23 protein-coding genes, 1 tRNA gene and 1 pseudogene are annotated in these 23,233 nt (G+C 63.5%); 11 read left to right on the top strand and 14 right to left on the bottom strand.

The genetic code is table 11. The features are described from left to right. Positions 1-178 precede the first annotated feature (178 nt). Positions 179-2,113, bottom strand: a complete 1,935-nt coding sequence (locus tag ACOCMH_RS28005) for an ATP-binding cassette domain-containing protein (protein WP_427310494.1) — start codon at positions 2,111-2,113, stop codon at positions 179-181. A gap of 338 nt (positions 2,114-2,451) precedes the next feature. Between ACOCMH_RS28005 and ACOCMH_RS28010 the strand changes: the two genes are divergently transcribed. After that, complete coding sequence (locus ACOCMH_RS28010) at positions 2,452-3,630, top strand: benzoate/H(+) symporter BenE family transporter (RefSeq protein WP_427310496.1); 1,179 nt, start codon at positions 2,452-2,454, stop codon at positions 3,628-3,630. A gap of 21 nt (positions 3,631-3,651) precedes the next feature. On the opposite strand, the gene ACOCMH_RS28015 is transcribed toward ACOCMH_RS28010, so the two are convergent. Further along, positions 3,652-4,161, bottom strand: coding sequence for a hypothetical protein (locus ACOCMH_RS28015; RefSeq protein ID WP_427310498.1), 510 nt, complete (start codon positions 4,159-4,161; stop codon positions 3,652-3,654). Between the two features lie 256 nt (positions 4,162-4,417). Between ACOCMH_RS28015 and ACOCMH_RS28020 the strand changes: the two genes are divergently transcribed. Further along, the gene (locus ACOCMH_RS28020; protein ID WP_171515944.1) at positions 4,418-4,750 is read left to right on the top strand and encodes a DMT family transporter; all 333 of its coding nucleotides are present in this window, start codon (positions 4,418-4,420) and stop codon (positions 4,748-4,750) included. Between the two features lie 64 nt (positions 4,751-4,814). Here ACOCMH_RS28020 and ACOCMH_RS28025 read toward each other — a convergent pair whose 3' ends face one another. From ACOCMH_RS28025 to ACOCMH_RS28040, 4 genes are all read right to left on the bottom strand, one after another. Next, a complete protein-coding gene (locus ACOCMH_RS28025) occupies positions 4,815-5,552 on the bottom strand; it encodes a polysaccharide deacetylase family protein (protein WP_427310500.1) in 738 nt (245 codons plus the stop codon). 20 nt (positions 5,553-5,572) lie between these two features. Further along, complete coding sequence (locus ACOCMH_RS28030; RefSeq protein ID WP_427310502.1) at positions 5,573-6,733, bottom strand: glycosyltransferase; 1,161 nt, start codon at positions 6,731-6,733, stop codon at positions 5,573-5,575. A 447-nt stretch (positions 6,734-7,180) separates the two neighbouring features. After that, the gene (locus tag ACOCMH_RS28035) at positions 7,181-7,495 is read right to left on the bottom strand and encodes a hypothetical protein (protein ID WP_427310504.1); all 315 of its coding nucleotides are present in this window, start codon (positions 7,493-7,495) and stop codon (positions 7,181-7,183) included. A gap of 8 nt (positions 7,496-7,503) precedes the next feature. Continuing rightward, positions 7,504-7,911 (bottom strand): lysozyme, encoded by a 408-nt coding sequence (locus ACOCMH_RS28040; RefSeq protein WP_427313383.1) that lies wholly within the window; start codon positions 7,909-7,911, stop codon positions 7,504-7,506. A 136-nt stretch (positions 7,912-8,047) separates the two neighbouring features. On the opposite strand from ACOCMH_RS28040, the gene ACOCMH_RS28045 reads away from it, so the two are divergent. The 7 genes from ACOCMH_RS28045 (at position 8,048) to ACOCMH_RS28075 (ending at position 13,218) form a co-directional block, all read left to right on the top strand. After that, entirely contained in the window at positions 8,048-10,771 is a 2,724-nt protein-coding gene (locus tag ACOCMH_RS28045) for a glycosyltransferase (RefSeq protein WP_427310506.1), read from the top strand. Between the two features lie 395 nt (positions 10,772-11,166). Further along, positions 11,167-12,120: a hypothetical protein gene (locus ACOCMH_RS28050; protein WP_427310507.1), complete on the top strand. Its 954-nt coding sequence runs from the start codon at positions 11,167-11,169 to the stop codon at positions 12,118-12,120. Between the two features lie 2 nt (positions 12,121-12,122). Further along, entirely contained in the window at positions 12,123-12,326 is a 204-nt protein-coding gene (locus ACOCMH_RS28055) for a helix-turn-helix transcriptional regulator (protein ID WP_427310509.1), read from the top strand. Next, on the top strand, positions 12,326-12,526 hold the full coding sequence (locus ACOCMH_RS28060) for a hypothetical protein (RefSeq protein ID WP_427310510.1): 201 nt from the start codon (positions 12,326-12,328) through the stop codon (positions 12,524-12,526). The genes ACOCMH_RS28055 and ACOCMH_RS28060 overlap by 1 nt, the downstream gene beginning before the upstream one ends. A gap of 1 nt (position 12,527) precedes the next feature. Then, on the top strand, positions 12,528-12,743 hold the full coding sequence (locus tag ACOCMH_RS28065) for a hypothetical protein (protein ID WP_427310512.1): 216 nt from the start codon (positions 12,528-12,530) through the stop codon (positions 12,741-12,743). After that, complete coding sequence (locus ACOCMH_RS28070) at positions 12,740-12,952, top strand: HNH endonuclease (protein ID WP_427310514.1); 213 nt, start codon at positions 12,740-12,742, stop codon at positions 12,950-12,952. The genes ACOCMH_RS28065 and ACOCMH_RS28070 overlap by 4 nt, the downstream gene beginning before the upstream one ends. Next, positions 12,949-13,218, top strand: a complete 270-nt coding sequence (locus tag ACOCMH_RS28075) for a hypothetical protein (RefSeq protein ID WP_427310515.1) — start codon at positions 12,949-12,951, stop codon at positions 13,216-13,218. The genes ACOCMH_RS28070 and ACOCMH_RS28075 overlap by 4 nt, the downstream gene beginning before the upstream one ends. A gap of 80 nt (positions 13,219-13,298) precedes the next feature. Here ACOCMH_RS28075 and ACOCMH_RS28080 read toward each other — a convergent pair whose 3' ends face one another. The 5 genes and pseudogenes from ACOCMH_RS28080 to ACOCMH_RS28100 form a co-directional block, all read right to left on the bottom strand. After that, positions 13,299-13,811 carry a hypothetical protein gene (locus ACOCMH_RS28080; protein WP_427310517.1) on the bottom strand — a complete coding sequence of 171 codons (513 nt, stop codon included), beginning with the start codon at positions 13,809-13,811 and terminating at the stop codon, positions 13,299-13,301. Between the two features lie 170 nt (positions 13,812-13,981). After that, a complete protein-coding gene (locus ACOCMH_RS28085) occupies positions 13,982-14,482 on the bottom strand; it encodes a hypothetical protein (RefSeq protein ID WP_427310519.1) in 501 nt (166 codons plus the stop codon). Between the two features lies 1 nt (position 14,483). Further along, the gene (locus ACOCMH_RS28090) at positions 14,484-15,152 is read right to left on the bottom strand and encodes a hypothetical protein (protein WP_427313384.1); all 669 of its coding nucleotides are present in this window, start codon (positions 15,150-15,152) and stop codon (positions 14,484-14,486) included. A gap of 5 nt (positions 15,153-15,157) precedes the next feature. Next, positions 15,158-16,255 (bottom strand): annotated as a pseudogene (locus tag ACOCMH_RS28095) (tyrosine-type recombinase/integrase). Between the two features lie 168 nt (positions 16,256-16,423). Then, positions 16,424-16,498, bottom strand: a tRNA-Arg gene (locus tag ACOCMH_RS28100). 313 nt (positions 16,499-16,811) lie between these two features. Between ACOCMH_RS28100 and ACOCMH_RS28105 the strand changes: the two genes are divergently transcribed. Next, a complete protein-coding gene (locus tag ACOCMH_RS28105; protein WP_427310521.1) occupies positions 16,812-17,105 on the top strand; it encodes a hypothetical protein in 294 nt (97 codons plus the stop codon). A 97-nt stretch (positions 17,106-17,202) separates the two neighbouring features. Then, positions 17,203-17,979 (top strand): PP2C family protein-serine/threonine phosphatase, encoded by a 777-nt coding sequence (locus tag ACOCMH_RS28110; RefSeq protein WP_427310522.1) that lies wholly within the window; start codon positions 17,203-17,205, stop codon positions 17,977-17,979. Positions 17,980-17,992: 13 nt separating this feature from the next. Here ACOCMH_RS28110 and ACOCMH_RS28115 read toward each other — a convergent pair whose 3' ends face one another. The 3 genes from ACOCMH_RS28115 to ACOCMH_RS28125 are packed head-to-tail and all read right to left on the bottom strand — an operon-like array spanning position 17,993 to position 23,167. Beyond that, entirely contained in the window at positions 17,993-19,318 is a 1,326-nt protein-coding gene (locus ACOCMH_RS28115) for a sigma-54 interaction domain-containing protein (protein WP_427310524.1), read from the bottom strand. Then, complete coding sequence (locus tag ACOCMH_RS28120) at positions 19,315-22,434, bottom strand: peptidase domain-containing ABC transporter (protein WP_427310526.1); 3,120 nt, start codon at positions 22,432-22,434, stop codon at positions 19,315-19,317. The genes ACOCMH_RS28115 and ACOCMH_RS28120 overlap by 4 nt, the downstream gene beginning before the upstream one ends. Further along, the gene (locus ACOCMH_RS28125) at positions 22,415-23,167 is read right to left on the bottom strand and encodes a peptidylprolyl isomerase (protein WP_427310528.1); all 753 of its coding nucleotides are present in this window, start codon (positions 23,165-23,167) and stop codon (positions 22,415-22,417) included. The genes ACOCMH_RS28120 and ACOCMH_RS28125 overlap by 20 nt, the downstream gene beginning before the upstream one ends. Positions 23,168-23,233: the final 66 nt, after the last annotated feature.

Consider the following 23,233-nt stretch of genomic DNA (forward strand, 5'->3'; position numbering starts at 1 on the left):
TACGAAAACCCAACGCCCACTACGATAAGACATGCCGCCCGCAGGGCAGTAAACGCGCTTTTTGGTTACTTTTTGTCGCTCGGACAAAAAGTGACCCGCCCAGCAGGGCGGAACCACGCGGTTCAAAAGCCGACAGCATGTCACCAACAGCGACAAACACCGCCCCAAACCAAATCCCTTACACCCCCTCTCCCTTCCCCTTCCCCTCCAACCCCTCCCACCTCTCCAACGCCTCCAACAATTCCATCTCGATCTCATCATGCCGCGCGGCCAGCAGAGCCGCCTTGGCCGCATCACTGACATACAGCGACCCATCTTCCAGCTGCGCCGAGATCGTCTTCTGCTCGCTCTCCAGCGCCGCGATGCGCTCGGGCAGCGCGTCCAGTTCCCGCTGCTCCTTGTACGACAGCTTGACGGTTCGATTGGCCCCACGCGCCTCGCGTGAGTCCTTGCCCCTGGCCGGCTCGACCGCCTTCTGCTCGGCAGGCTTGCGCGCCGCCTGCAGCGCGGCGCTGCGGGCCGACTGTTCGACCCAGTCGGAATACCCACCCACCGATTCGCGCCAGACGCCGTCGCCTTCGGCAGCCAGCGTCGAGGTCACCACGTTGTCGAGGAAAGCGCGGTCGTGCGATACCAGGAACACGGTGCCGCCGTAGTCCTGCAGCAGTTCCTCCAGCAGTTCGAGCGTGTCGATGTCGAGGTCATTGGTGGGCTCGTCCAGCACCAGCACATTGGCCGGGCGCGCGAACAGGCGCGCCAGCAGCAGCCGGTTGCGCTCGCCCCCCGACAGCGACTTGACCGGCGAGCGCGCGCGCTCCGGCGCAAACAGGAAGTCGCCCAGGTAGCTCATCACGTGCTTGCGCTGGCCATTGACCTCGACCCAGTCGCTGCCCGGGCTGATGGTGTCGGCCAGCGATTTCTCCAGGTCCAGCGCGGTACGCATCTGGTCGAAATACGCCACCTGCAGGTTGCTGCCGTTGCGCACGGTGCCGCTGTCCGGCGCCAGTTCGCCCAGGATCAGGCACAGCAGCGTGGTCTTGCCGGCGCCGTTGGGGCCGATCAGGCCGACCTTGTCGCCGCGCATGATGGTGGCGGTGAAATCGCGCACCACCACCTTGTCGCCATACGCCTTGCTGACATCCGTCAGCTCGGCCACGATCTTGCCGGAGCGGTCGGCCTGCGACACCTCCAGCTTGACGTTGCCCTGCAATTCGCGGCGCGCGGCGCGCTCGTTGCGCATCGCCACCAGCCGCTGGATGCGCGACACGCTGCGCGTGCGGCGCGCTTCCACGCCCTTGCGGATCCACACCTCTTCCTGCGCCAGCAGCTTGTCGAACTTGGCCTGCTCGACCTGCTCGGCGGCCAGCATCTCTTCCTTGCGGGCCTGGTAGGCGGCGAAGTTGCCAGGGAACGACACCAGCCGCCCACGGTCCAGTTCAACGATGCGCGTGGCGACGCGATCCAGGAAGGCACGGTCGTGGGTAATCAGCAGCACGCTGCCGCGGAATTGCAGCAGCAGGTCTTCGAGCCAGCGGATCGCTTCCACGTCGAGGTGGTTGGTCGGCTCGTCGAGCAACAGGATGTCGGGCTCGGCCACCAGCGCCTGCGCCAGCGCCACGCGTTTCTGCAGGCCGCCCGAGAGCGCGTCGACGCGCGTGTGCGGATCCAGCCCCAGCCGGGCCAGCGTGGTTTCCACGCGGGTGCGCAATTGCCACGCGTCGGCGGCATCCAGTTCCGACTGCAGCCGATGCAGCTCGGCCAGCGCGGCTTCGTCGTCATGATGCTGGGCCACGCGTTCTGCCGCGGCCTCATAGGACACCAGCAAGTCGTGCGCATCGCCCATGCCCTGCGCGACGGCGTCGAACACGGCGATGCCCGGCGCGAACTGCGGCTCCTGCGGCACGTAGGCGCTGGTCACGCCGCTCTGGCGCGCGATCAGCCCGTCATCGGGGGCCGACAGCCCCGCCACGATCTTCAGCAGCGAGGACTTGCCCGAGCCGTTGCGTCCGATCAGCCCCACGCGCTCGCCGGCCTCCAGCGAAAAGTCGGTGTGATCGAGCAGGGCCACGTGCCCGAAGGCAAGCTGGGCGTCGGTGATGGAAAACAGGGCCATGGGAAGGAAGACGAAGCAGCGAGGGAAGAAGGGACGGGCCGGCGCGGGCGCGCCCGGCGGCAGCCCGCATTGTAGACGACCGGCAGCAGGACCGGCCGTGGCAAAAAAGAAGGGCCCGCGCACTGCGGGCCCAAGAGTCTCTCCTCGGTGCCCTGCTCGCAAGGCACGAAACCAGCATAACAACGGCCCACCGCCGGCTCCAGTCGGACAAGTCCGTAAGGGAAAGCCCCGTGAACGACGGCCGCCGCCCTGCGGCCCCGCCGCGCCGGGCCAAATTGGTACGGCCAAGCCACTCATGCGAAGATGGCGGCCGTACCCAAGTGCCTGCTGCCCTGCCCATGACCACCGCTTCGCTGAAAATTTCCGATCTGTCCGTGTCGGCGCTTGTCGCCGGGCTGGTCGCCACGCTCACCGGCTATACCAGTTCGCTGGTGCTGATGATCCAGGCGGGGCACGCGGCCCACCTGACCGACGCGCAGATCTCGTCGTGGATCTGGGCGCTGTCGATCGGCATGGGGATCACCACCATCGGCCTATCGCTGGCGCTGCGCGTCCCGATCGTGGTGGCATGGTCGACGCCCGGCGCCGCGTTGCTGATCGCCAGCCTGCCCGGCGTGCCGTATGCCGAAGCCATCGGCGCCTTCCTGCTGGCCGCGTTGCTGATGACGGCGGCCGGCATGACGGGCTGGTTCGACAAGCTGATGCGCGCCCTGCCCGCCAGCATTGCCTCGGCCCTGCTCGCGGGCATCCTGTTCCGCATCAGCGTGGACGTGTTCGTGCAGGCGCAGCACCAGACCGTGCTGCTGCTGGCGATGTTCGCCGCCTTCCTGCTCGGGCGGCGGCTGTGGCCGGCCTATGCGGTGCCGGGGGTGCTGCTGGCCGGGGTGGCGGTGGCGGGCGTGCTGGGGCAACTCGATTTCTCCGGCGTGCGCCTGGAGTTGGCCGTGCCGGTGTGGACCACGCCGGCGTTCTCGATGCCGGCCTTCATCAGCCTGGCGATCCCCTTGTTCATCGTCGCGCTGGCTTCGCAGAACATCCCTGGGCTGGCCGTGCTGCAGGCCGACGGCTACCACGTGCCGGCCTCGCGCCTGATTACCGTGACCGGCCTGGCCTCGGCCGCGCTGGCGCCGTTCGGCTCGCATGGCATCAACCTGGCGGCCATCACCGCGGCGATCTGCACCGGCCCGCAGGCCGATCCCGACCGTCACCGCCGCTATACCGCAGCAGTGGTCTGCGGCGTCGGCTACCTGGTCGCGGGCACGCTTGCCGCCAGCATCGCCGCGCTGTTCGCCGCCTTTCCGCAGGCGCTGGTGGTGGGCGTGACCGCGTTCGCGCTGATGGGCTCGATCGCCAACGGCCTGACCGTGGCCATGCAAATCCCGGCCGAGCGCGAAGCCGCCCTGCTGACCTTCATGATTACGGCCTCCGGCATGACCCTGGCGGGCATCGGCTCGGCGTTCTGGGGCGTGGTGGGCGGCGTGCTTGCCTACCATGTGCTGCGGCCCCGGCGGGCCTGACGGCAGGGCCGCGCCGGGACGCTACAGCAGCAGGAAAGCCAGGTCGGACAGGCCGATTTCCTCGGGCGCCACGCCCTTGCGGCGCTGGAACAGGATGTGCTGCAGCACGCGGTCGCGGTCCCCGGCAAAGGCCTGCGGATCCAGCCGCAGCGCCACGCGCGCGTAGTGCTCGGCCAGCAGCCGGTAGACCCGGTGCCGCACCACCAGCATCTCGTTGTCGGCATGCAGCCGGCTGATTGCGCTGGTGTGCTCTTCTTCCAGCTGGCGCATGCCCACGACTACCCGGGCGTGCATGCCGCGGTAGCGGTCGGCCTCCGCATGGGCCTTGCGCAGTTCCTCACGCAGCGCGCGCACTTCCTGCATCAGCCTCAGGTTGTGCTGCACCCCGCGCTGAATCCGCGCGGCTTCTTCCAGCGCGTGATCAGCCGCCGCAATGGTGTCTTGCCACGGATTCGTGTCAGGCGCCATGGCCGTGTCCCCGGACGCCGATGACGCCGGGACGGCCGCGCCGTCGATGCCAGTGTGTTGCATACCGCTCCCCTATCCCCCGCGCCCGCCGCCGGCATCGTGCGTGCCGGCTTGGTCAGGCAAACTTCCGCGACTGCCTCGAAGACCGTCCTGCCGCGGGCCAGCGTGCGCCCGCCCGTTGCGGTCCGGATCGGCACATTCAATCCTGCATGGCCGCTTCGCACAACCACCGCGAGGGAGGGACGCGGCTTTGGCGCAACATGCGCGGGACGCTAAGATGCCGGCTCAGGCCCATGCCGGCCAACCATTTCTGCACGCCATGAACGGATACCTGCTGCTCGCCCTCGCCATCGTCGCCGAAGTCATCGCCACCAGCAGCCTCAAAGCCTCGCAGGGCTTTACACGGCTGATGCCCAGCGTGCTGGTGGTCACCGGCTACGTCGCCGCCTTCTATCTGCTGATGCTGGTGATGCGCACCGTGCCGGTCGGCATCGCCTACGCCATCTGGAGCGGCGCAGGGATCGTGCTGGTCTCGCTGATCGCCGTGGTGTTGTACCGGCAGGTGCCGGACCTGGCGGCTTGTGTCGGGATCGGGCTGATCATTGCCGGCGTGGCGGTGATCCAGCTGTTTTCGAAGACCAGCGCGCATTGATGAGGCATGGGTGCGGCATGGGTGCGGCGCGATCCGTTTCGCTGCACGTGCCCCCAGCCCAATGTCAGGATCCCTCCGATTTCGCCCGCCGCTTATCTTCATGTCGCGTCAGGCATTTCTGCAGGAAGCGGAACAGGTTGGTGCCGCAATGCACGTGCACGCGCGGCAGGCCGAAGGGATTGTCATCGGCACATGCCAGGCCACGCTGCGTCAGCGTGGCGTTGTCGAACCCGGACTCGCGCACCATGTCCCGGTGGAGCGGAAGTTGTTCGCCATACGGGTAACAGAACGCGGTGACCGGCATCGACACCAGGTCCTCCAGGGCTGCTTTCGACGTTTCGATTTGGCGGCGCGCTTCCTCCGGCGACAAGGCGGGCAAATGTACGTGATCGACCGTATGGGCGCCGACTTCGTTGCCCAGGCGTGCCCACTCCCGAACTTCGCCGGCATTCATCAGCGGTGCAGGCGGAATGCCCTGGCCTGCGTCCCAGACATTGCTGCCGTCGATCTGGCCAGACACAAAGTAGTTGGTGGCGCTGAAGCCAAACTCGGCCAGGACGGGTAACGCATGGCGATGGACATTGCGGAAACCGTCGTCAAACGTGATCCCGAACACCTTGCCCGTCCGCTCCCCCCGCACATAGGGCATGAGCTCGCGCATCGACAGGCCGCGATAGCCGAGCCGGCGCATCCACGCAAGCTGCTGCCGAAATTGCGCGGGACTGACGGTCAGGCCGCGAAATGGCGTGCCCGCGGGCGGCACGATATCAATCTGGTGATAGGTCAGGATCGGGATCGACATGGCGGAAGAAAGGCGCGGCTTTACTGGCTGAGGCTACGCTTAGGCGCGGCAGGAAGCACGTGGAACCGCGCACCGCGCGCGAGGGCCGCCTGATACACCGCGAGGGTGCCGGCGACGAAGTAATCCATGCCGAAGCAAGTCGCGCTTTTCGCCAGGGCAGCCTGCCCCATCTCGCCGAGCCGGCCAGGCGTAGCCAGAATCTGCTCGAGACGCGCCTTCACTGCCGCAATGTCAGCGCAGGGTACGACCCAGCCGTCCTGTCCATCGGTGACATTCTCCGGCAGGCCGCCGGCATCGCTGACCAGTACCGGCAGGCCCATTGCCATCGCCTCACGGCAGGCAAATGACAAGGTCTCGCTTCGCGACAGCACAAAGGCGGCATGCCCCGCGGCCAGGGCCGGGCGAACGTCGTCGAGCAAGCCAGTAAACACGACTTGATCGGTGAGACCCAGCGCGGCAACTTTACTCGTCATGCAGGGCAAGGGCGCCTCGCCGGCCAGGATCACGCGCACACCGCTGCGCACGTGGCACGGCAGTTGCGCAACAGCTTCGAGCAAGTCCGTCCATCCCTTCTCGTAACGGGTGCCGGCAGTGCTGACAAAAACGGTGCAAGCGGCATCGGGACCAAAGTACCGCGCCCGCGCAGCCTCGACGTACGCAGGCGGGGGCGGTGCGAAATAGCCGGAATCGACGCCATGCGGAACAGTGGTCCTCGGCACACGGCAGTATGGAGACGAGCGCAGCTTGCGCTCGACATAGTCACTGACCGCAATCACATGATCCGTACCAATCCAGGCGCGCAGCCAGTTTCCGAAACTTCTGCTGCGATGGTCGTTGTGTTTCGTATAGATGACGCGGGGACGGCGCAAGGCAATGAGGCGTACCAGCGAAACCAGCTTGTGGTCCGCCGAGCCGTTGACATGGATGATATCGAACCGCCCCAGGCTGATGAGCCACCAGAGCGTCCAGACTTCGCGCAGCCAGCGTAGCCCTCGGGGCGCATAGTCCACCGCGACCACGCGCACCGCCGGGCGGCCGCTCGCAAGCCGGTATAAACGGCTGGTGCGCGGAACGGCCACGGTGACTTCATGCTGCGGCGCCAGTCGCGTCAACAGATTGACGACGTAAGTATCATGCCCCCCACCGTTTTCGCGGTGGAAGTTCGTGAAAAGCACTCTCAAGTTCTCCTCCACTGAGTGCTCTTTTATGCTCAGAGCATTCTCTTTTTCTTACAATTCATTACGCAAGACCTGTAAGGAAGGTGGCTCAAAACCGCCTTCAGGCATGGGAAGACTAATAATCCTTGCGTCCATCCCCTTGAAAGCAAAAGATAAACCGATTACAACGCTTCCAACAATTGGTCGAATCCCTGCCCGCTAAACCGTATCGGCGGCATCGGCCCGGTAAGATTTTGTAACGCCTTAAGAACCATTCTCGTTGACGCGGGCCAGCACGGACGGCAAGGCGGAGGTCCGACTTGCCGCAGCGACTTTATGCAGCCATGCAGCGCCGGGATCCGATGGTGATCAGTAACTGCGGCGGAGACAGAATCCGCGGCAAATGATTTGTCCTGATATGCCTGTTGCCCTGTTGGGGCTCGCATCACAAACCGACGTCACGAGCGCAGATCAAAGGAAACTGCGTAGCCTGCGCCAGCGCCGCGATCGTGACTTCAGCTCGCCGATCTCCCGGTAGGCGTCGTTCCTGTCCTTGTAGGCGGTATCGGCGCGCTGCTCGGCCAGGTCGGCCCGCGCCTTAGCCTTGTCGAGCTGCTCGGACAGCCGAGCGATGATGTCGACCGGCGCCTGGGTCTCCGCGCCGTCGACCTTGTCGGTGCGCCATGCCTTACGGATGAACCAGACTGCTCCGCAAACTGCGGCGAGAATGAAGCCCAGCGCGCCGCCAGTGCCCCCCGGCACGTTCAATTCGTTCAGGTCCATCATTTCCCCGTTCACGCCAGAAACTGCGCGCGCTCATCCAGACGGCGCCGCGTAAGCCCTTCCATTACTCGGCCCGCGGCGCGGTTCCAGCGCGGGAACTCGTCGGCGGCGCCGCGGTAGTCCCCGGCATTGAGCTTGCGCAGTAGCGTCGAAGACTCGAAGTTGCGGACGCCGATGTTGTAGACCAGCGATACCAGGGCATCGAACTGGTTCTGACCGACCTGTACGCGGACCAGCCGGCTTACCGCGGCCTCGCGTAGGGCCAGATCATCCATCAGCAGGGCGGCGGCCTCGGGTTCATCGATTACCAGGCCTGGACGAACGTCCGGCCCGGTGTGGCCATACCCGATGGTCCAGGGCGCGCCGCAGTAGCCGGGTCTGGATAGGCCTTCAACTCCAGACCCTCCCTGCGCTTCAATTGCTCAATACCATCAGGTGATGTGCGCAAGCATAGCTCCGGAAACAAAAAAGCCCGCACGTGGCGGGCAGTAGCCCCTACGACAGGGGCGCGTCGAACGTTGTTATCATGGCGCCAAACCACCACAAACAACGAAAATGAAAGTCGGAGACCTTGTTGCAGGTACAGTTTGGATGCCTGGCACCGCATACGAGACGGAAACCAAGCCAGAGATCTCCGTTCTTTTGCCTACATTTAGGCGCGGCGCGAGCGGGATGTTTCTAGACTCTGTGAAGTCGATACTCTCTCAAACGCTGAGCAACATTGAACTCATTATCATCGACGATGCAAGTTCGGATGGAACGTTTGAGCAGATCGTTGAAATCCAGAAGCTTGATTCCCGAGTGAGTTGTCTTCGCCATCCGAAGAATCTCGGTTTGCCGGCGATCTCGGAGTACGAAGGTTACTTGCGCGCACGGAGCGAAAAAATCTCCTTTGCTTTCGACGACACGACCTTCAACCCCGATGCGTTGGAGCGGCTACTTGAGGAATCTAAGCGGACTCCTCACGCCGTCGTGTTCGGACATATCGAACTTCCGATGCGTGACGCTTTCACGGGCGTCATCACCACAGTCAAGCTGGGCTCACAGATCTCGCAAGGGCTACTGCGTTCTAGCAACTTCATTCCAAACAGTGCCGTCTTAGTTCCGCGTCACATTCTGGATGATGTTGGCCTGTATGACCCACACATCGTGCTCGCGAGAGTCTGCGACTGGGACCTATGGCGGCGCATCGCCGAGCGCTATGAATTGCGGTTCGTTGACGTATCCGTTGGACGTGAGAACGGAGTCATATCCAGCGACAGTCTTGGGAACACATACTCCTATGATGCGTGGGCAGCTGAAGAATGGTGCCGAACGGCCAGAAACGAGCGACTGCGGCCAAGCAATTTCCACCATTACGAGGTGCTCGGCAGCGATCCCAGTCACGGAGCCAGTACACGGGACATCTGCAATGCACTGGCGACGAAGCATGCACAGTCTCGCGGCTGGGATCTTGCTAACAGCGAATTGTCTGATCATGTCGAGGACGGCTATACCCTGATCGTGGCGATCAGTTACGACGCGTCAGTTTCTCTTTGCTTCGATCTCTTGCCGCAGCATCTCGCGAAGCGTGTGCGAGTCGCGATCTATACGACTGGCGGAGGCCTTGAAGAACTCGCACGCGCGACGAGCGTTATCTTCGTGCGAGGGGTTGAATCGTATCGAGTATGGATCGACGCGGCAAAGGCCATGCAGATTCCAATGTATTACATACTGGACGACAACCTCCCCCTCCTAGCAGAACATCATGAGTACTCGGCACCTGGCGAGGACTTCAGCCTGGATACATTTAGGAAGTCGCTTACGATCTTTGAGTCCGTATTTCTCACAAGTGAGAAATTGGTCGGGTACTTCCGCGATCATGACCTCCATCATGATCCGATTTACTACCCGGTTGCATGTGCCGATCAAAGGCCCTTGTATGTCGACTTCCACCATCCGAAGATCGAGGGGGAGATCACCCTCGCTTTTGCCGGCGGAACCCATCGCACCAAAGGACTCTGGGACGTCATCTTTCCAGCCCTCACGAAGCTGTGTGCTGATGAAACGCTAAGAGTCCACTTCGTGATCCCGCAAACTGCAGAGCTCGAGCATCTCGATAGGTTGCGTCGCCTTCCAAGCAATCTTCGCGTATCGATGCTTTCCTTCGAGCCATGCTATATGTTCGCAATGCGACGATTTGCGCGCTACAAGCCGGACATCGTTTTGCATGCTCCAAGTGCGACTCGGAACAATCCATACAAGACCCTGCATCCGGTGCTAGCCGCACACCTGCTCGATGCAGTTGCAGTCATGCCTAACACTCCACCCTACGACGAAATCTCTCAGCGCAACTGTGCTGTGATCGTCAACGACCCGTTCAACAGCGATTCGTGGTATCGAGAGTTGCGATCCCTTGTTCAAAAAGAGCGAGACGTCGACGCATTGAAGGCCGGCAACGCCTCGTTGTGCGCACAGATGTTTTCCTGCGAGAGGAACGCCGAAATCTTCCGTGAAATGAACAGGAGGCACGGTGGCGAACCTTCTTGGGCAGTGCAATCGCACAGGCTTCACAAGCTCAACAGCTTCATGCTCAAGCTCGGCATCAAGACCGGGATAGTGACCGCGAATGCCGAGCATGCCAAAACCATGGCCGCTCAGGCGGAAGTGTTCTCCGCCTTGGAAGCCACCGCTGCTGAAAGGCAACGGCATATCGAGGCAGCCGCTGCCAGACAACAAGAACAAGCCGACGCGATCATCGAGAGCATGGCGCACGAGCTCGACCAATACCGAGCAGCGCAAGGAAACACCTGGCGAAATCGCTTTGGACTGGTCAAAGTCGATTTGTGGGACGACGTTTCACCAAGTTTCCGCGATGTTAAGGCATTCAGCGAATCTGCCGGCTGGCGTCAGCGGCGGTCAGCCCTCGGTCTTAGTGAATCACTCCACAGAATCCCTTACAGGGAATATCGCATCACGCCTTACAAGCACGGATTATTGCGAGCCGTCCGATTCGCCGTCGCCGCCGCTTGTCAGCCCAAAGGTCTCCTTGGCCTCGAGGTCGTTTCCCCCGACAACACCATTCTCGACCATGTAGTGCTTCAGATAGCTGAGCAGGACCTTCACCAGCCTGTCGAATTCAAGACCAGGTCTGTGCACCTCACAAGTCCAGGACCTTGGAAGTTAAGGATATTTGTACAGTCGAGACTTCCTGTTTATCTGTACGAATTTAGTAACCGCCGGCTCTTCGGCCTGAAGAAGGAAACGCCGACTCCCTTCATGGAGTTGTTGATCGAATAGGCGGCCAGTCTTCCACCTTCAACTATCGTCCATGTTGATCTGGACGCGTGCTGCAGCAGGGATGCTTTCTAGGAATCGCAACAGGCGCGGGTCGTCTTCAACGACCGCTCCCTGGAAGGGAACGCATCAGATTCCTGCGCACAAGAAAAGACGGAGACGATGATTGTCTCCGTTTCATCAGAGAACTCAACAAAACATGCTTGCCTCCTCAGAAACTATACGAGCTTATGTTGATGGTGAACGACGGTGTGCCTGCAGTACTGCTGGATTGGTAGTACAGCGACTGGGCCAGCGAGATATCAGTTCGCATGAATGGGACGGTGTAGTTTTGCGCACCACTAGTGCCAAAGGACGAGCTGGAGCTTCCGCTGCCAACGGCATCCGCCGCCACGGCGATGGCGACAGTCGCGCGCGCGCGAGCCGAGCTGGACGCCTTCCTGCCCAAAGTCGAAGCGCTGCGCGCTGCTGCCGGCGGCAAGGTGGCCGGCATGCCGCGCGCCTGCCCCGAATGCGGCGCCATGTTGCTCTTCCTGGCCGGCCAGCTAGCGAAGTACGAGCCGACCCAGGCAGATCCGGAAACCGCGGCCCGCCTGCCCGAGTACGAGCGCAGCCTCAAGGTGCTGGAAAACGCCCCGAAGAGCCGCGCAGCCGAGCGTGACGCGGCGGACGCCGCTGCCAAGCAGCTCCAGCTGCTGCGCAAGGACGCCGCGGCTGACGCGGCCGGCGAGAACGGCGAGCTGCGGTCGAAGATCGAGAACGAGCTGTCGATTCTGCAATCCGCTATCGGTAAGGTCAGCGAGGAACTCGAAGCCGCGCGCGCCGCGCGCCGTGCGATCGCCCAGGCCGCCGAGCAGACGGCCAAGGCGGCCCAGAACCACGCCGACGTGGTCGCATGGGAGGCGCTGGCCGACGCTTTCGGCCCCAGCGGCATCCCGGCCGAACTGCTGTCCGAAGCACTGGACCCGATCAACGAGCGCCTGGCGGCCGCTGCCGTCGAATCGGAATGGATGCGAATCGGCATTGGCGCCGACATGGCGATCACCGGCGACGGCGGGCGCCCCTACGCCCTGTTCTCCGAGTCTGAAAAGTGGCGCGCCGACGCGCTGCTGGCCGAGGCCATCTCGCGCCTAACGGGCATGCGCCTGCTGGTGCTGGACCGGGCTGACGTGCTGATTGGCGCTGAGCGCGACCGGCTCTTCTGGTGGCTGGACGATCTAGCCGCGGCGGGCGAAATCGATACCGCGCTGGTCTTCATAAGCCTCAAGGCGCCGCCGGGCGCACTGCCTGAATCGATCACCGCCTACTGGATAGAGGACCACCAGGTAGGAAGCATCAGGGAGGCCGCATAACCATGAACGCCGAACCCCAACGCCGGATCATCCGGCTGCCCGAAGTAAGCCAGCGCGTGGGCCTCGGCAAGACCGCGATCTACGAACGGATCAAGGAACACACGTTCCCCGCGCCGATCAAACTGGACCGCGCCAGCGGCTGGATTGAGGAAGAGGTCCAGAAGTGGGTCGACGAGCGGATCGTCGCGACGCGCGGGGGACACTGATGCGAACGCTGGCAGAAGTGGAATCGCTCCTGGTGGTCGCGCGCGACACCAATGTCGCGCTCGCCGCGCGCGTGGCGCAGCTCGAACGCCTGGCACGCGAGCTTAAGTGCGCCGCGGTGAAGCACCCGCACCAGCCGCTGTCGCGCTGGGTGAAGTTCGGGCCGATGGCCGCCCTCCTCGCATCGATCGAGGATCAATGACATGAGCGAATCGACGACACCATTCAAGGCGAATTGCTACAACGGCCATCAGACCTACCCCGTCACCACGGAAGGTCGAATCCGTGCGGTTAAGGGGTTCAGCCGCGCGCAATGCCACGCAGCAGTTGAGGTACCAGGCCTGCAGAGGACCGTCGAGCGCGCCGTGCAGGTGCGCATGCGCCAACTGGACTCCATAGATAGCAAGGAGCGGGCATGACACGGCCATGGCATGTGATCGTCTTCCGTGATGCCAACCGGAAGAACATCGTGCTCGAGAACCTCGAGCTCATCAGTCGCGCAGAGCTAGCGCGCCGCAACCACCCCAAGAACAAGTCCCCTGAGCTGTTCCGCTTGATACAGCTCAAAGGCGCAATTGCGCGCCAGGTCAATCGAATTGCCCGCGAGGCAAAGGAGAAGCAGTCATGAGCTCGAACAACATCAGCACCGTCCGTCAGCATCTGCTGGACACCCTCGCGGACCTGCGTAACCGCGACAACCCAATGGACGTCGACAGGGCCCGCGCGGTCGCGGACGTGGCGCGCGTCCTGGTTGATAGCGCCAAGGTGGAGGTCGACTTCGTCAAAGCGTCTGGCGCGAGCGGTTGGGACTTCCTACAGCCCGAAGCGCCCCAGGGCGACGCCCCTGGCCTACCACCCGGCATCACCGGTATCCGTCGCCATGTTCTCAAGTGACCGCTGCCATGCCGCTGAGGGTACGGCCAAGAGCCAATAGCTGACGGTCGCTGCGGCAACGGAGTACCCACGAGGACGGATCAGGCCTTCGAATCGCTTCCCGGCTCACCTTTTATGACATCAAGCTCCTTTCCAATAACTTTGGAAAGGTTAGAAAGCTGCCCAACAAGATAATCCTCCGCGGTGGCTGGAGGCAGTTTTGTGCGAGCAACATGGATTACGGCGATTAACAGGTTTGTGGCATCTCGTGCGGAAATCAAAGCTGTTGCGCGGCGCTCGTCTAGTTCCGACAAGGGCAGCATAGAAATTGCTGCTCGCAAGTCACGCACCCGCTCCATCGCATAATCGCCAAAATTGTCCACAAAAGCCTTCTCGCTGACACCCTTCAGCTCCACCGTAACGTCGTACAGCTTCTGCACTGTCCAAATTGCCAACGCCAGCACCCTGTTGAACTTAGCCCTTTCTGCAGCAGCTTCCCGGTCCCTCTGCAAATGGTGCTGCAGAAAGACGACGCCGAAAGCTCCGACGATTGCAATCATCGACGCAACGGACTGGGCGAGCGACAGCCAATCGCCGCGATGGAAGGAATTCATCGAGACCCAACAGATTTTTAAGTACAGAAGGAACGCTCCAGTATTTTCGGCGGCGCTATGGTGCGCGCATCCTCGACGACATGGAAGAAACTTCGATTCTTCCCAGGTATTACATGGTATTTCCTGTATTCACACTCTACAGCACTTACCTGTAACGCACACCTGCAGCGTTATTCGAATTCTTTGCCGAGCAACTTGGCTGCAGCCCGTACTTGAGAGACTCCACTTTCGTCCAGCAGCTTCTTCAACTCATTCACCGAGCTTGCTTCGGCGTACTGTGAAAGCCTACCGATTGAGTTGCCCTTCAAGAACTTCTCGATCTGTGCTGACGAACTGTTCTGGTAGTACTTCTGGAATGCAGCCGCGGCGCTATCGGCAAGGGATGGCGACACTAGTTTCATGAGTGCATTGGTGGAAGAGTTGCGGCTTTTTCCGATAGCTTCATCGCTGGCCAGCGTCACATCGACCGAACTGCGCTTCAAGCGCTCCATCTCTTTCCTAGCCTTCGCCAAAGTCTCCTGCACTTCTTGGCCCTCCTGCCGGCTTTGCTGAGCTTCCGTCAGAGCCGCATCCATACTGGCAAGGGCTTCGTCGCGCTCCCCCTTGGCCGCCTGCAATTGAGCATCAGCAGCACTCAATGAACTAGCGAGTTGCAACACAAAGCTGCCCATCTCATCTGCTGAGCCGGCCATTGAAGATTGCGAGGAAATACCCAATCAGCGCGTTGTCCGAAAAATTGGGATATCGAATCTTGTGATCAATTTCGCTCCAGCCCTCCTCGAATATTGTGCGCACTTGGATCTCGACTGAAACCTTCCGCATGCCAGGCTGGCTGGTTGCGACATAGTGAACGGAGCGATAGCCGGCACCGTGCTCCTTTACGTCTAAACCACGCTCGCGAAGGGACTGCCGGAACTCCTCGGGATCACCTGCGCGGACGTAGGCCGTTGGCGCCTCGGCCAGAGGCCAATTGCTTCGAATGCCCTCATCGATTTGAAAACAATCGTTCTTGAAGAGATGTAGCGCTCGTATTCCCACAAGGTCCGTTACTACCCCGTGATAATTTTGTACTGTGATCGCCCTGTATTTCTCCACATGCACGGCGCACTTACGGACGATCTTTTCCAGCAGATGCTCGGCATCCTTTACCCCGAAGCGCACATAATGCACACCACTGATTCGCTGAATCGTTCTGGCAAACATCTCCGCCGTCGTGACTAGCTGGTCGTGGTTTGCAGTGTGGTCCGCACCGATGGCCTTCAGTACGTCCCAGTCGCACTCGCTCTTGATCCAGTCATCCTCACTGATCCGGTTCCGATGGCGAAACTCATCCAGAGTCATCTCGTTCACAGTCGCTCCCCCTTGTTCATTATTCCGTAGCGAATCGGTTCGCTCGTTACCAGTGAGGCAAGATGATCAGCCCATACCTGCATCATCTGCCGCCGCTCGACTAAGTACCGAGCATGGTTGTAAGCCGCCCTCACCTTGTTTCGCTCAACGTGTGCCAGCTGCCGCTCCATCACATCTGGTCGAAACCCTAGCTCATTTAGCGCGGTCGAGGCCACCCCACGGAAGCCGTGCCCCGTCATGCGTGAGTGGTACCCCATCCGGTACAGCGCATAGAGCATTGTGTTGTTGCTGATGTACCCGGTCTTGCCTCGCGGGCTGTAGAAGAGGTGGTCACGGTGCCCGGTGATCTCACGCAGCTAAGCCAAGACGGCCAAGGCCTGCGTTGACAGCGGCACGATGTGCGGTCACGCATCTTCATCCGGTCGGCGGGGATGCGCCACTCGGCCTTGGCCTCGTCGATCTCGGTCCACCGCGCCTGGATCATCTCTGTGGTGCGCACGAATGTCAGCGTCATGAATTGCAGCGCCAGGCGCGTCACCGCGTCGCCCTCGTAGACATCGATGTCGCGCAGCAGCTGCGGCAGCTCCAGCTGTGACACACGCGCCTGATGCTGGACCGGCTCCGACTTCAGCGCCGCGGCGCTGTCGATGTTGGCGGCCGGGTTGCGATCGCACAGCCCGTAGATGATCCCGTACTGGAAGACGGCGCGCATGCGCTGGAGGATCCGCTTCGTGGTGTCGCGCACGCCGCGGGCTTCGACTTTCCTCAACAGATCCAGGACGGCCGGTGCCCTTATGTCTGCGATGGGCGTGCCGCCCAGCGTCGGGAAGACGTCGTTCTCCAGTCAGGCCAGCACCTTGCCGGCGTAGACCTCGTTCCAGTTGCCCGTCTGGGTGGCGTGCCAGTCCCTGGCCACGGCTTCGAACGACGGCTTCCGCTCCCGGACGGCCGCACGTACTTGAAGCGCCACAGCTTGCGGCCATCCGGCATTACCTCGATATACAGGCCGCCGCCGTCGAAAACCTTGTAGGCTTCTCACGTGTCTTGGCATTGCGGATTTTGGTATTGGTTAATGGCTCGAGCGTGCGGGGCATCGCTTTAGGGGCACCCAAAATAGGGGCCTTCGAAGAGACCCGTAAGAATGCCCCAAAAAGTGACGGATGCGAACGCTCAAAGGCGAACCTTGGCGAACACCGATTCTGCGTAGAGCCTTGACGTACTTGGTGATGGAGAACTTTTGCGAACTGCCGCGAAGTATTCTATGGTCCCGCCGACAGGAATCGAACCTGTATCTAGCGCTTAGGAGGCGCTCGTTCTATCCATTGAACTACGGCGAGGGACAGGACTGCCAGGACCGGAAGCCGCGGGCGCGGTGATCCTGGAGACGGGCCGGAGTATATCAAAATCCGCACGCCTGCGGCCTGGCGCCGCCGCAGTGGTGGGGGTTCACCGACACTGGCATGCCGGGGTGTCGGCAGGCAACCAACGCGGCGCGGCTAGGTGCCGGCGGCGCTTCGTTCCCGCTTGGCCCGGAACCCGCGGCAGGCCATGGTTTCCGGTCGGCGCCGGTCCGCCATGCGGCCGTGGCACGCCGCTTGCTCACTGTCCGTACCGCCCCGGCGCAACGCCGCTTCCCCCGGAGACCGCATCATGGCCAACCTTTCGATCCGTGACCTTGCCAGCTGCCGCGAACTGGCTCCCGCCGCCATGGCGCGCGTGAGCGGCGCAGGCGGACAGTGGGTGTTCGGCTGGATCCGCCCGTTCGTGCCGTCGTCGCCGGCGCCGCTCGGCGCGGTGATCAACTTTTACGAGATCAACTACAGCTTCTATGCTGATCAGATGAACAACCAGTTCCAGAACATTGATATCCGCAACAACGCGCCCAATGCCAACATCAATGTCCGGGCCGACCAGGGTGCCAGGAACGACGGCCGGCTGGTCTGATCCGGTGCGGAATTGAGCGCTGGTGCGTCCGTGGCCAAGGCCTCGGGCGCGACCGGCGCGGTGGCGTAGACCGGGCGGATGCGGAGCGGAGACGAGATTGGGTTGCGACTCGCATTTCCGGTGGACCTCGGCGGCGTGCACGGACGTCGGGCGCGTGCGCGAGCGCAATGAGGACGCTTGCCTGGACCTGCCCGGACAGGCGTTGTGGGCCGTGGCCGATGGCATGGGCGGCCATGCCGTCGGCGATTTCGCCAGCCAGGCGGTGGTGCGGGCGCTGGCGGCGCTGCCGCCGCAAGCGCGGCTGGAAGACCGGATCGACGCCACGCGCGCGGCCTTGCAGGGCGTGAACCTGGCGCTGGTCGACGAAGCCGCGCGCCTGGGCGTGCGCTGCATCGGCAGCACCGTGGTGGTCCTGCTCGCCGGCGACAGCCGCTGTGCCTGCCTGTGGGCCGGGGACAGCCGCCTGTACCGGCTGCGTGGCGGCGAGCTGGCGCGCCTTACGCGCGACCACAACCAGGTCGAGCGCCTGCTGGCCCGGGGCCTGATCACGCCGGAGCAGGCGCGTCACCATCCCGCGCAGAACACCATCACGCGCGCCGTCGGCGCGGCTTCGACGCTGGCGCCGGAGCAACTGCTGACAGACGTGGCCGACGGCGATGTCTACCTGTTGTGCAGCGACGGCCTGAGCAATGAAGTCGACGATGACGAGATCGCCGCGGTGCTGGCGCAGCAGGACGTGGCGCAGGCCGCGCTGACGCTGGTGCAGAAGGCGCTCGATGCGGGTGGGCGCGACAACGTGTCGGTCGTGGTGCTGCGCGCGGCCGATCCTTACGGATCGGACCGGACGCTGGTCAACCCGGAGCTGGACGCCTGAAGCCTCGCGCGCCCTACCCCTTGCCGCCTTCGGCCTGCCGGCTGGCGCGGAAGTCCTTGGAGTGGATGCCGTGCTTCTTCAGCAGCATCTGCAGGTGCGAACGGTTCATGTCGAAGCGCCGGGCCAGTTCGGCGACCGTGCCGCCCACCTCCTGCAGTCCGCGCTCAAGGAAGGCGCGCTCGGCCTCGTCGCTGGCCGCGCGCTTGGCCTCGCTCAGCGATGTCGCCATGGCAATGTCCGCGCCGGTTGCGCCGGTCGCGCCGGTGCCGACCACCGCCAGCGCGGCGGGCTTCGGCCGGAGGTCCTGCGGCAGGTGCGGCAGGTCGGCGGTATCGCCGGCGAGGCAGCTCAGCCGGTACAGCAGGTTGCGCAACTCGCGGATATTGCCGGGGTAGTCGTAGTGCAGCAGGAAGTCGCGCAGCCGCGGCGTCAGCCTGACCGGCGCGCGCCTGAGCATGCCGGCGGCCTCGTCGCTGAAGAACGACACCAGCAGCGGGATCTCGTCGCGCCGCTCGCGCAGCGACGGCAGGCTGACGTGGATCACGCTCAGGCGATAGAACAGGTCTTCGCGGAAGGTGCCGGCCTGGCTCATCCGGCGCAGGTCCTTGTTGGTCGCCGCGACGATGCGCGCGTCGACCGAAATGATCTCGTCCGAGCCGACGCGCTGAATTTCGTGCGCCTCCAGCACGCGCAGCAGCTTGACCTGCCCGGTCAGCGGCAGTTCGCCGATCTCGTCGAGGAAGATGGTGCCGGTATGGGCGCTTTCGAACTTGCCGCGCCGGTCGTTGCTGGCGCCCGTGAAAGCGCCTTTCTTGTGGCCGAACAGTTCGGACTCGAGCAGGCTGTCGGGGATGGCGCCGCAGTTGACCGAGATGAAGGGCTTGTCGGTGCGCGAGCCATTGGCGTGAATCACCTTGGCCATCAGCTCCTTGCCGGTGCCGCTCTCGCCGTCGATCAGCACCGGCAAGTCGGTCGGCGCGGCCTTCTCGGCGATTTCCAGCGCTTCGAGCAGGCGGGGGTTGTCGCCGAAGGTCCCTTCAAAGATAAAGCTGCGCTCCATCAGCGCCTGCCGGCGCTCGCGCGGCAGGCGTTCGACCTCCGGCTGCGGCGGCGCGGCTTCGGCCGACGCCGCCTGCACGAAACGCTCCTTGTGCGACAGGCCCATTACCTCGTCGCGCAGCGTGGTGGCCTGCTTGAGCAGCTTCTCGATCTCGGGCCGGTCCAGCTTCGACGCCCAGCGCAGCGTCGAGCGCAGGATCTCGATCTTCTCGATCAGCCCGGCGAACGACACCGGCGAAGTCACCGAGACGGGGGTGGCACCCTGGTTGTATAGCTTCATGCGGCACTCAGTTGCTTCTGCACCAGTTGGAAATACATGCCCTTGCGTTCCAGCAGCTCTTCATGCCGGCCCTGCTCGACAATGGCGCCTTCATACAGCACCAGGATCTTGTCGGCCTGCATGATGGTGCTGAGCCGGTGCGCGATGATGACCGCGGTGCGCCCGCGCAGGATTTCCTGCATGTTGGCCAGGATGTTGCTCTCCGACTGCGTGTCCAGCGCCGAGGTGGCTTCGTCGAACACCAGGAGGCGCGGGTCGTGGTACAGCGCGCGCGCAATGCACAGCCGCTGGATCTGCCCGCCCGAGAGGCCGATGCCGCGCTCGCCCACGACCTGTTCGTAGCCCAGCGGCAGCTTGCTGATAAAGGCATGCGCGTCGGCCATGCGCGCCACTTCCTCGATGCGGCGCCGGTCCGGGCTGTCGTCGCCGCAGGCGATGTTCTCGGCGATGGTCCCGGAGAACAGCAGGTTGGACTGCATCACGTAACCCACCTGGGCGCGGTAGAACGCCGCGTCGATCACGTTGAGGTCATAGCCATCCACCGTCATCGAACCCTCGGTGGGCTTGTAGAAGCCCACCAGCAGCTTGGCCAGCGTGGTCTTGCCCGAGCCGCTGCGCCCGACGATGGCCACCATCTCGCCGGGCCGGATGGCGAAGCTGATGTTCTCCAGCACATAAGGCGTGTCCTCGCCGCCGTAGCGGAAGTACAGGTCCTTCATCACGATCTCGCCCTGCAGGTCGGGCAGCATCACGCGCGACAGCACGTCCTGCGGCTTCTGCTCGGGCTCCAGGTCGAGCACGTCGCCCAGGCGCTCCATCGCCACGCCGGCGTCGTTCAGCTGGCCCCACAGCGCCACCAGCCCCATCAGCGGCGCCAGAACGCTGCCCATGAACGCGTTGAAGGCAATCAGCTGGCCGATGGTCAGCTCGCGCTCAAGCACCAGCGTCGCGCCCGCCCACAGCACGGCGATGGTGGTGGCGGCATTGAGCAGCTGGCTCGCCAGCCCGACCAGGATATGGAACGCCTGCGCCTTGTACTGCGCCTCCAGCGCCTTGGTGTACTTGCGCTCCCAGCGCAGCCGCACCGGGCGCTCGATGCCCATGCCCTTGACGGTCTCGGCGCCGCCCAGGGTCTCCATCAGGTAGGCCTTGGCATCGGTCGAGGCGGCGAAGACTTCGCGGGCATAGGCCTTGACCCGGGGCGTCACCACCACCGTCAGCGCGGCGATCGGGATCACGAAGGCAATCAGCAGCAGCGTCAGCTTGACGTTGTAGAGAAACATGATGGTGAAGTAGATAAACACCATCAGCAGGTTCAGCGCCGTGGTCACCGTGGATTCGGTCAGGAAGGCGCGGATGGTCTGGTTCTCCTGGAAGCGCGCGAAGATGTCGCCGGTCTTGCGCTTGGCGAAGAACGACAGCGGCAGCGACAGCGTGTGCTTGAAGAAATGCGACATCATGGCGAAATCCATGTTGCGCACCATGAAGTTGGCCAGGTAAGCGCGGATCGTCGACATCAGCTGCGAGAACACGCTGGAGATGACCAGCCCCGCGATCAGCAGGTGCAGCAGCCCCACGTTCTGGTGCACCACCACGCCGTCGAGGATGTTCTGGATGATCAGCGGCGGCACCACGCCCAGCATCTGGATCACGAAGGTCGCCAGGAACAGGTGTGCCAGGATTTTCTTGTACGGCGCCAAATAGCCGATGAAGCGCAGCCATGGCGAGCGCTGCACCGACAGCTGCGTCAGGCTTTCGCCCGGCGAGAACAGCAGGCACGTGCCGCTCCAGCCCCGCTCGAATTCCTCGGCGCTCATCTTGCGGAAGCCGATGGCCGGGTCGGCCACCCATACCCAGCGCGACGAGATGCCGTACACCACCACGTAGTGGTAGCCCTCCCAATGGACGATGAACGGCAGCTCGAAGCCCATCAGCGAATCGCGCGTGCATTGCACCCCGCGCGTGGTGAACCCCAGCGATTCGCCCGCCCGCGCCAGGCTGTCGAGCGTGGCGCCCTGCGTGGTGACATTGGCCAGTTCGCGCAGCTTGCCCAGCGTCATCGGGATGCCGTAGTGCCGGCAGATCATCGCCAGGCAGGCCGCCCCGCAATCCATTTCCTCGGCCTGCTCCACCAGCGCGAAACGGCGGATCAGCTTCTCGCCCAGTTCGGGCTTCGAGGCCAGGTCGAGCAGCACCGGGCGCTTGCGCCGCTCGGCTAGCTTTTTTTGCCGGTGCAGCTCGCGATCGAGCACCCGGATGCGCTCCTCCAGCACCTCGCGCAGGCGCGGATTGCGCTCCAGGATCAGCTGTACGGTTTTCTCGGGAATCACCAGCAGGCGCACGTCGGTCTCGGCAATGGCCGAGGCCAGCTGTTCCTGCCGCATCACGCAGGCGCGCTCGCCGAAGATATCGCCCTGGCCCAGCGTTGCCAGCGGAAACTCGCTGCCCTCTTCGCTGCGCACGATGCGCACAGTGCCCTGGCGCACCACGTACAGGCGCCGGTCCTCGCGTCCGTCCTGCTTCAGGATTTCGCGACCGGCCGCCACGCGCTTGACGCCGACGCTGCGCACCGCGTCCTCCAGCTCCTGCTTGTCGAGCTTGCCGCGCAGGTCGAACAGCCGCGCGACAAAGCCGCCGGCCGAGCTGATCGCGACATAGCTGGTGATGAATGCCAGCGCGGCGGGGTTGCCCGCCACCACCGGCTCGCTCACGCTGCGCGGGATCATCAGCAGTTCGGTCTTGCCCGAGGCGCGCACCGACGACTCGTGCCGGTAGTCGCGCAGCAGCGCGATATCGGCAAAGACCTCGCCGGTCTTGCGCACCCCCATGCTGATTTCCTTGCCGTGCTCTTCGTTGAACACGCGCACCGAGCCGGACTTGACGATAAACAAGCCCGGCGCGGCTTCGCCGGCATTGCAGACGGTGTCGCCAAAGCCGAAGCTCAGCACCTGCGCGGCGTCGGCCAGCCGCGCCAGCTCCTCCGGCGTCAGCACTGACAGGATCTCGACGCCGGCCAGGAAAGCGGCCAGCGCCGGCCCCGCCTCCGGCTGCTGCGGTGCGGCGGTGGCGGCGCCAGCGCCGGCCGGCCCGGCTTCGCTAGCGGGCTTCGATGACATGTTCCTGCGCCCGGGCCATCAGCCAGTCCTCGCGCAGCAGGCGGCGCACTTCGACCGCCACCTCGCTGTCGAGCGTGGCCGGGTGCTTGTCGCGCACCAGGAAGACCTCGAAGAACGAGCGGTCGGCGGCCGGGAACGGCCCCAGCAGGTCGCCCGGCTCCGCGTTGAAGACCTTGGCCTCGATGTCGGTCTTGAGCGAGCCGCGCAGCACCTTGCCGATCTCGCCGCCGCGCTCGCGCGTGTCGGCGATGGAGTGCTCGCGCGCCATCTCGGCAAAGGCCTCGGGGTCGTCCTGCAGGTACGAGATCAGTTCCTTGGCCTTGCCCTCGCTGTCGACCACGATATGGCTGACCTCGATGCTGTCGAAGCGCGGCGAGTTCAGCGCAAAGTACTCCTGCACCGCGGCCTCGCTGCACACCTGCTCCATCATGCGCTCCTGGTACAGGCTGTCGGTGATGAAGGCCTCGAACTCGTCGAGGCTGACGTTCAGCGCATCCAGGTAGTGGTTCATGTCGGCGGCGCGGTGCAGGCCCTGCACGCGGCGGAACTGGTCGGCGCGTTCCTGGATCTGTTCCGGCGTGACCACCAGCCCTTGCCGCCTGGCCGCGTGCACGGTCAGCTTGTCGCGCACGATCTGCTCGACCAGCCCTTCAAACTGCCCGGTCAGCTTGAGCAGGCGCACGAATTCCTCGACGCCAAGCACCTCGTCGTCGATACGCACGATGCCAGTCATGTTTCCTACTCCTTTGACGGCCTGGCGCGGCTGCGCGCCCGGCTGTCCAGATGCTGTTGCGGTGTG

This window comes from Cupriavidus sp. H39 (genome assembly GCF_050271075.1).
GTDB classification, from domain to species: domain Bacteria; phylum Pseudomonadota; class Gammaproteobacteria; order Burkholderiales; family Burkholderiaceae; genus Cupriavidus; species Cupriavidus necator_B.

Excerpts from the sequence above, each read along its gene's own strand:
- ACOCMH_RS28025 (WP_427310500.1), bottom strand. The coding sequence starts at position 5,552 with ATGTCGATCCCGATCCTGACCTATCACCAGATTGATATCGTGCCGCCC.
- ACOCMH_RS28125 (WP_427310528.1), bottom strand. The coding sequence starts at position 23,167 with ATGACTGGCATCGTGCGTATCGACGACGAGGTGCTTGGCGTCGAGGAA.
- ACOCMH_RS28090 (WP_427313384.1), bottom strand. The coding sequence starts at position 15,152 with ATGACTCTGGATGAGTTTCGCCATCGGAACCGGATCAGTGAGGATGAC.
- ACOCMH_RS28065 (WP_427310512.1), top strand. The coding sequence starts at position 12,528 with ATGAGCGAATCGACGACACCATTCAAGGCGAATTGCTACAACGGCCAT.
- ACOCMH_RS28060 (WP_427310510.1), top strand. The coding sequence starts at position 12,326 with ATGCGAACGCTGGCAGAAGTGGAATCGCTCCTGGTGGTCGCGCGCGAC.
- ACOCMH_RS28120 (WP_427310526.1), bottom strand. The coding sequence starts at position 22,434 with ATGTCATCGAAGCCCGCTAGCGAAGCCGGGCCGGCCGGCGCTGGCGCC.
- ACOCMH_RS28080 (WP_427310517.1), bottom strand. The coding sequence starts at position 13,811 with ATGAATTCCTTCCATCGCGGCGATTGGCTGTCGCTCGCCCAGTCCGTT.
- ACOCMH_RS28055 (WP_427310509.1), top strand. The coding sequence starts at position 12,123 with ATGAACGCCGAACCCCAACGCCGGATCATCCGGCTGCCCGAAGTAAGC.
- ACOCMH_RS28105 (WP_427310521.1), top strand. The coding sequence starts at position 16,812 with ATGGCCAACCTTTCGATCCGTGACCTTGCCAGCTGCCGCGAACTGGCT.
- ACOCMH_RS28050 (WP_427310507.1), top strand. The coding sequence starts at position 11,167 with ATGGCGACAGTCGCGCGCGCGCGAGCCGAGCTGGACGCCTTCCTGCCC.
- ACOCMH_RS28115 (WP_427310524.1), bottom strand. The coding sequence starts at position 19,318 with ATGAAGCTATACAACCAGGGTGCCACCCCCGTCTCGGTGACTTCGCCG.
- ACOCMH_RS28070 (WP_427310514.1), top strand. The coding sequence starts at position 12,740 with ATGACACGGCCATGGCATGTGATCGTCTTCCGTGATGCCAACCGGAAG.
- ACOCMH_RS28045 (WP_427310506.1), top strand. The coding sequence starts at position 8,048 with ATGAAAGTCGGAGACCTTGTTGCAGGTACAGTTTGGATGCCTGGCACC.
- ACOCMH_RS28035 (WP_427310504.1), bottom strand. The coding sequence starts at position 7,495 with ATGATGGACCTGAACGAATTGAACGTGCCGGGGGGCACTGGCGGCGCG.
- ACOCMH_RS28015 (WP_427310498.1), bottom strand. The coding sequence starts at position 4,161 with ATGCAACACACTGGCATCGACGGCGCGGCCGTCCCGGCGTCATCGGCG.
- ACOCMH_RS28010 (WP_427310496.1), top strand. The coding sequence starts at position 2,452 with ATGACCACCGCTTCGCTGAAAATTTCCGATCTGTCCGTGTCGGCGCTT.
- ACOCMH_RS28085 (WP_427310519.1), bottom strand. The coding sequence starts at position 14,482 with ATGGGCAGCTTTGTGTTGCAACTCGCTAGTTCATTGAGTGCTGCTGAT.
- ACOCMH_RS28020 (WP_171515944.1), top strand. The coding sequence starts at position 4,418 with ATGAACGGATACCTGCTGCTCGCCCTCGCCATCGTCGCCGAAGTCATC.
- ACOCMH_RS28005 (WP_427310494.1), bottom strand. The coding sequence starts at position 2,113 with ATGGCCCTGTTTTCCATCACCGACGCCCAGCTTGCCTTCGGGCACGTG.
- ACOCMH_RS28075 (WP_427310515.1), top strand. The coding sequence starts at position 12,949 with ATGAGCTCGAACAACATCAGCACCGTCCGTCAGCATCTGCTGGACACC.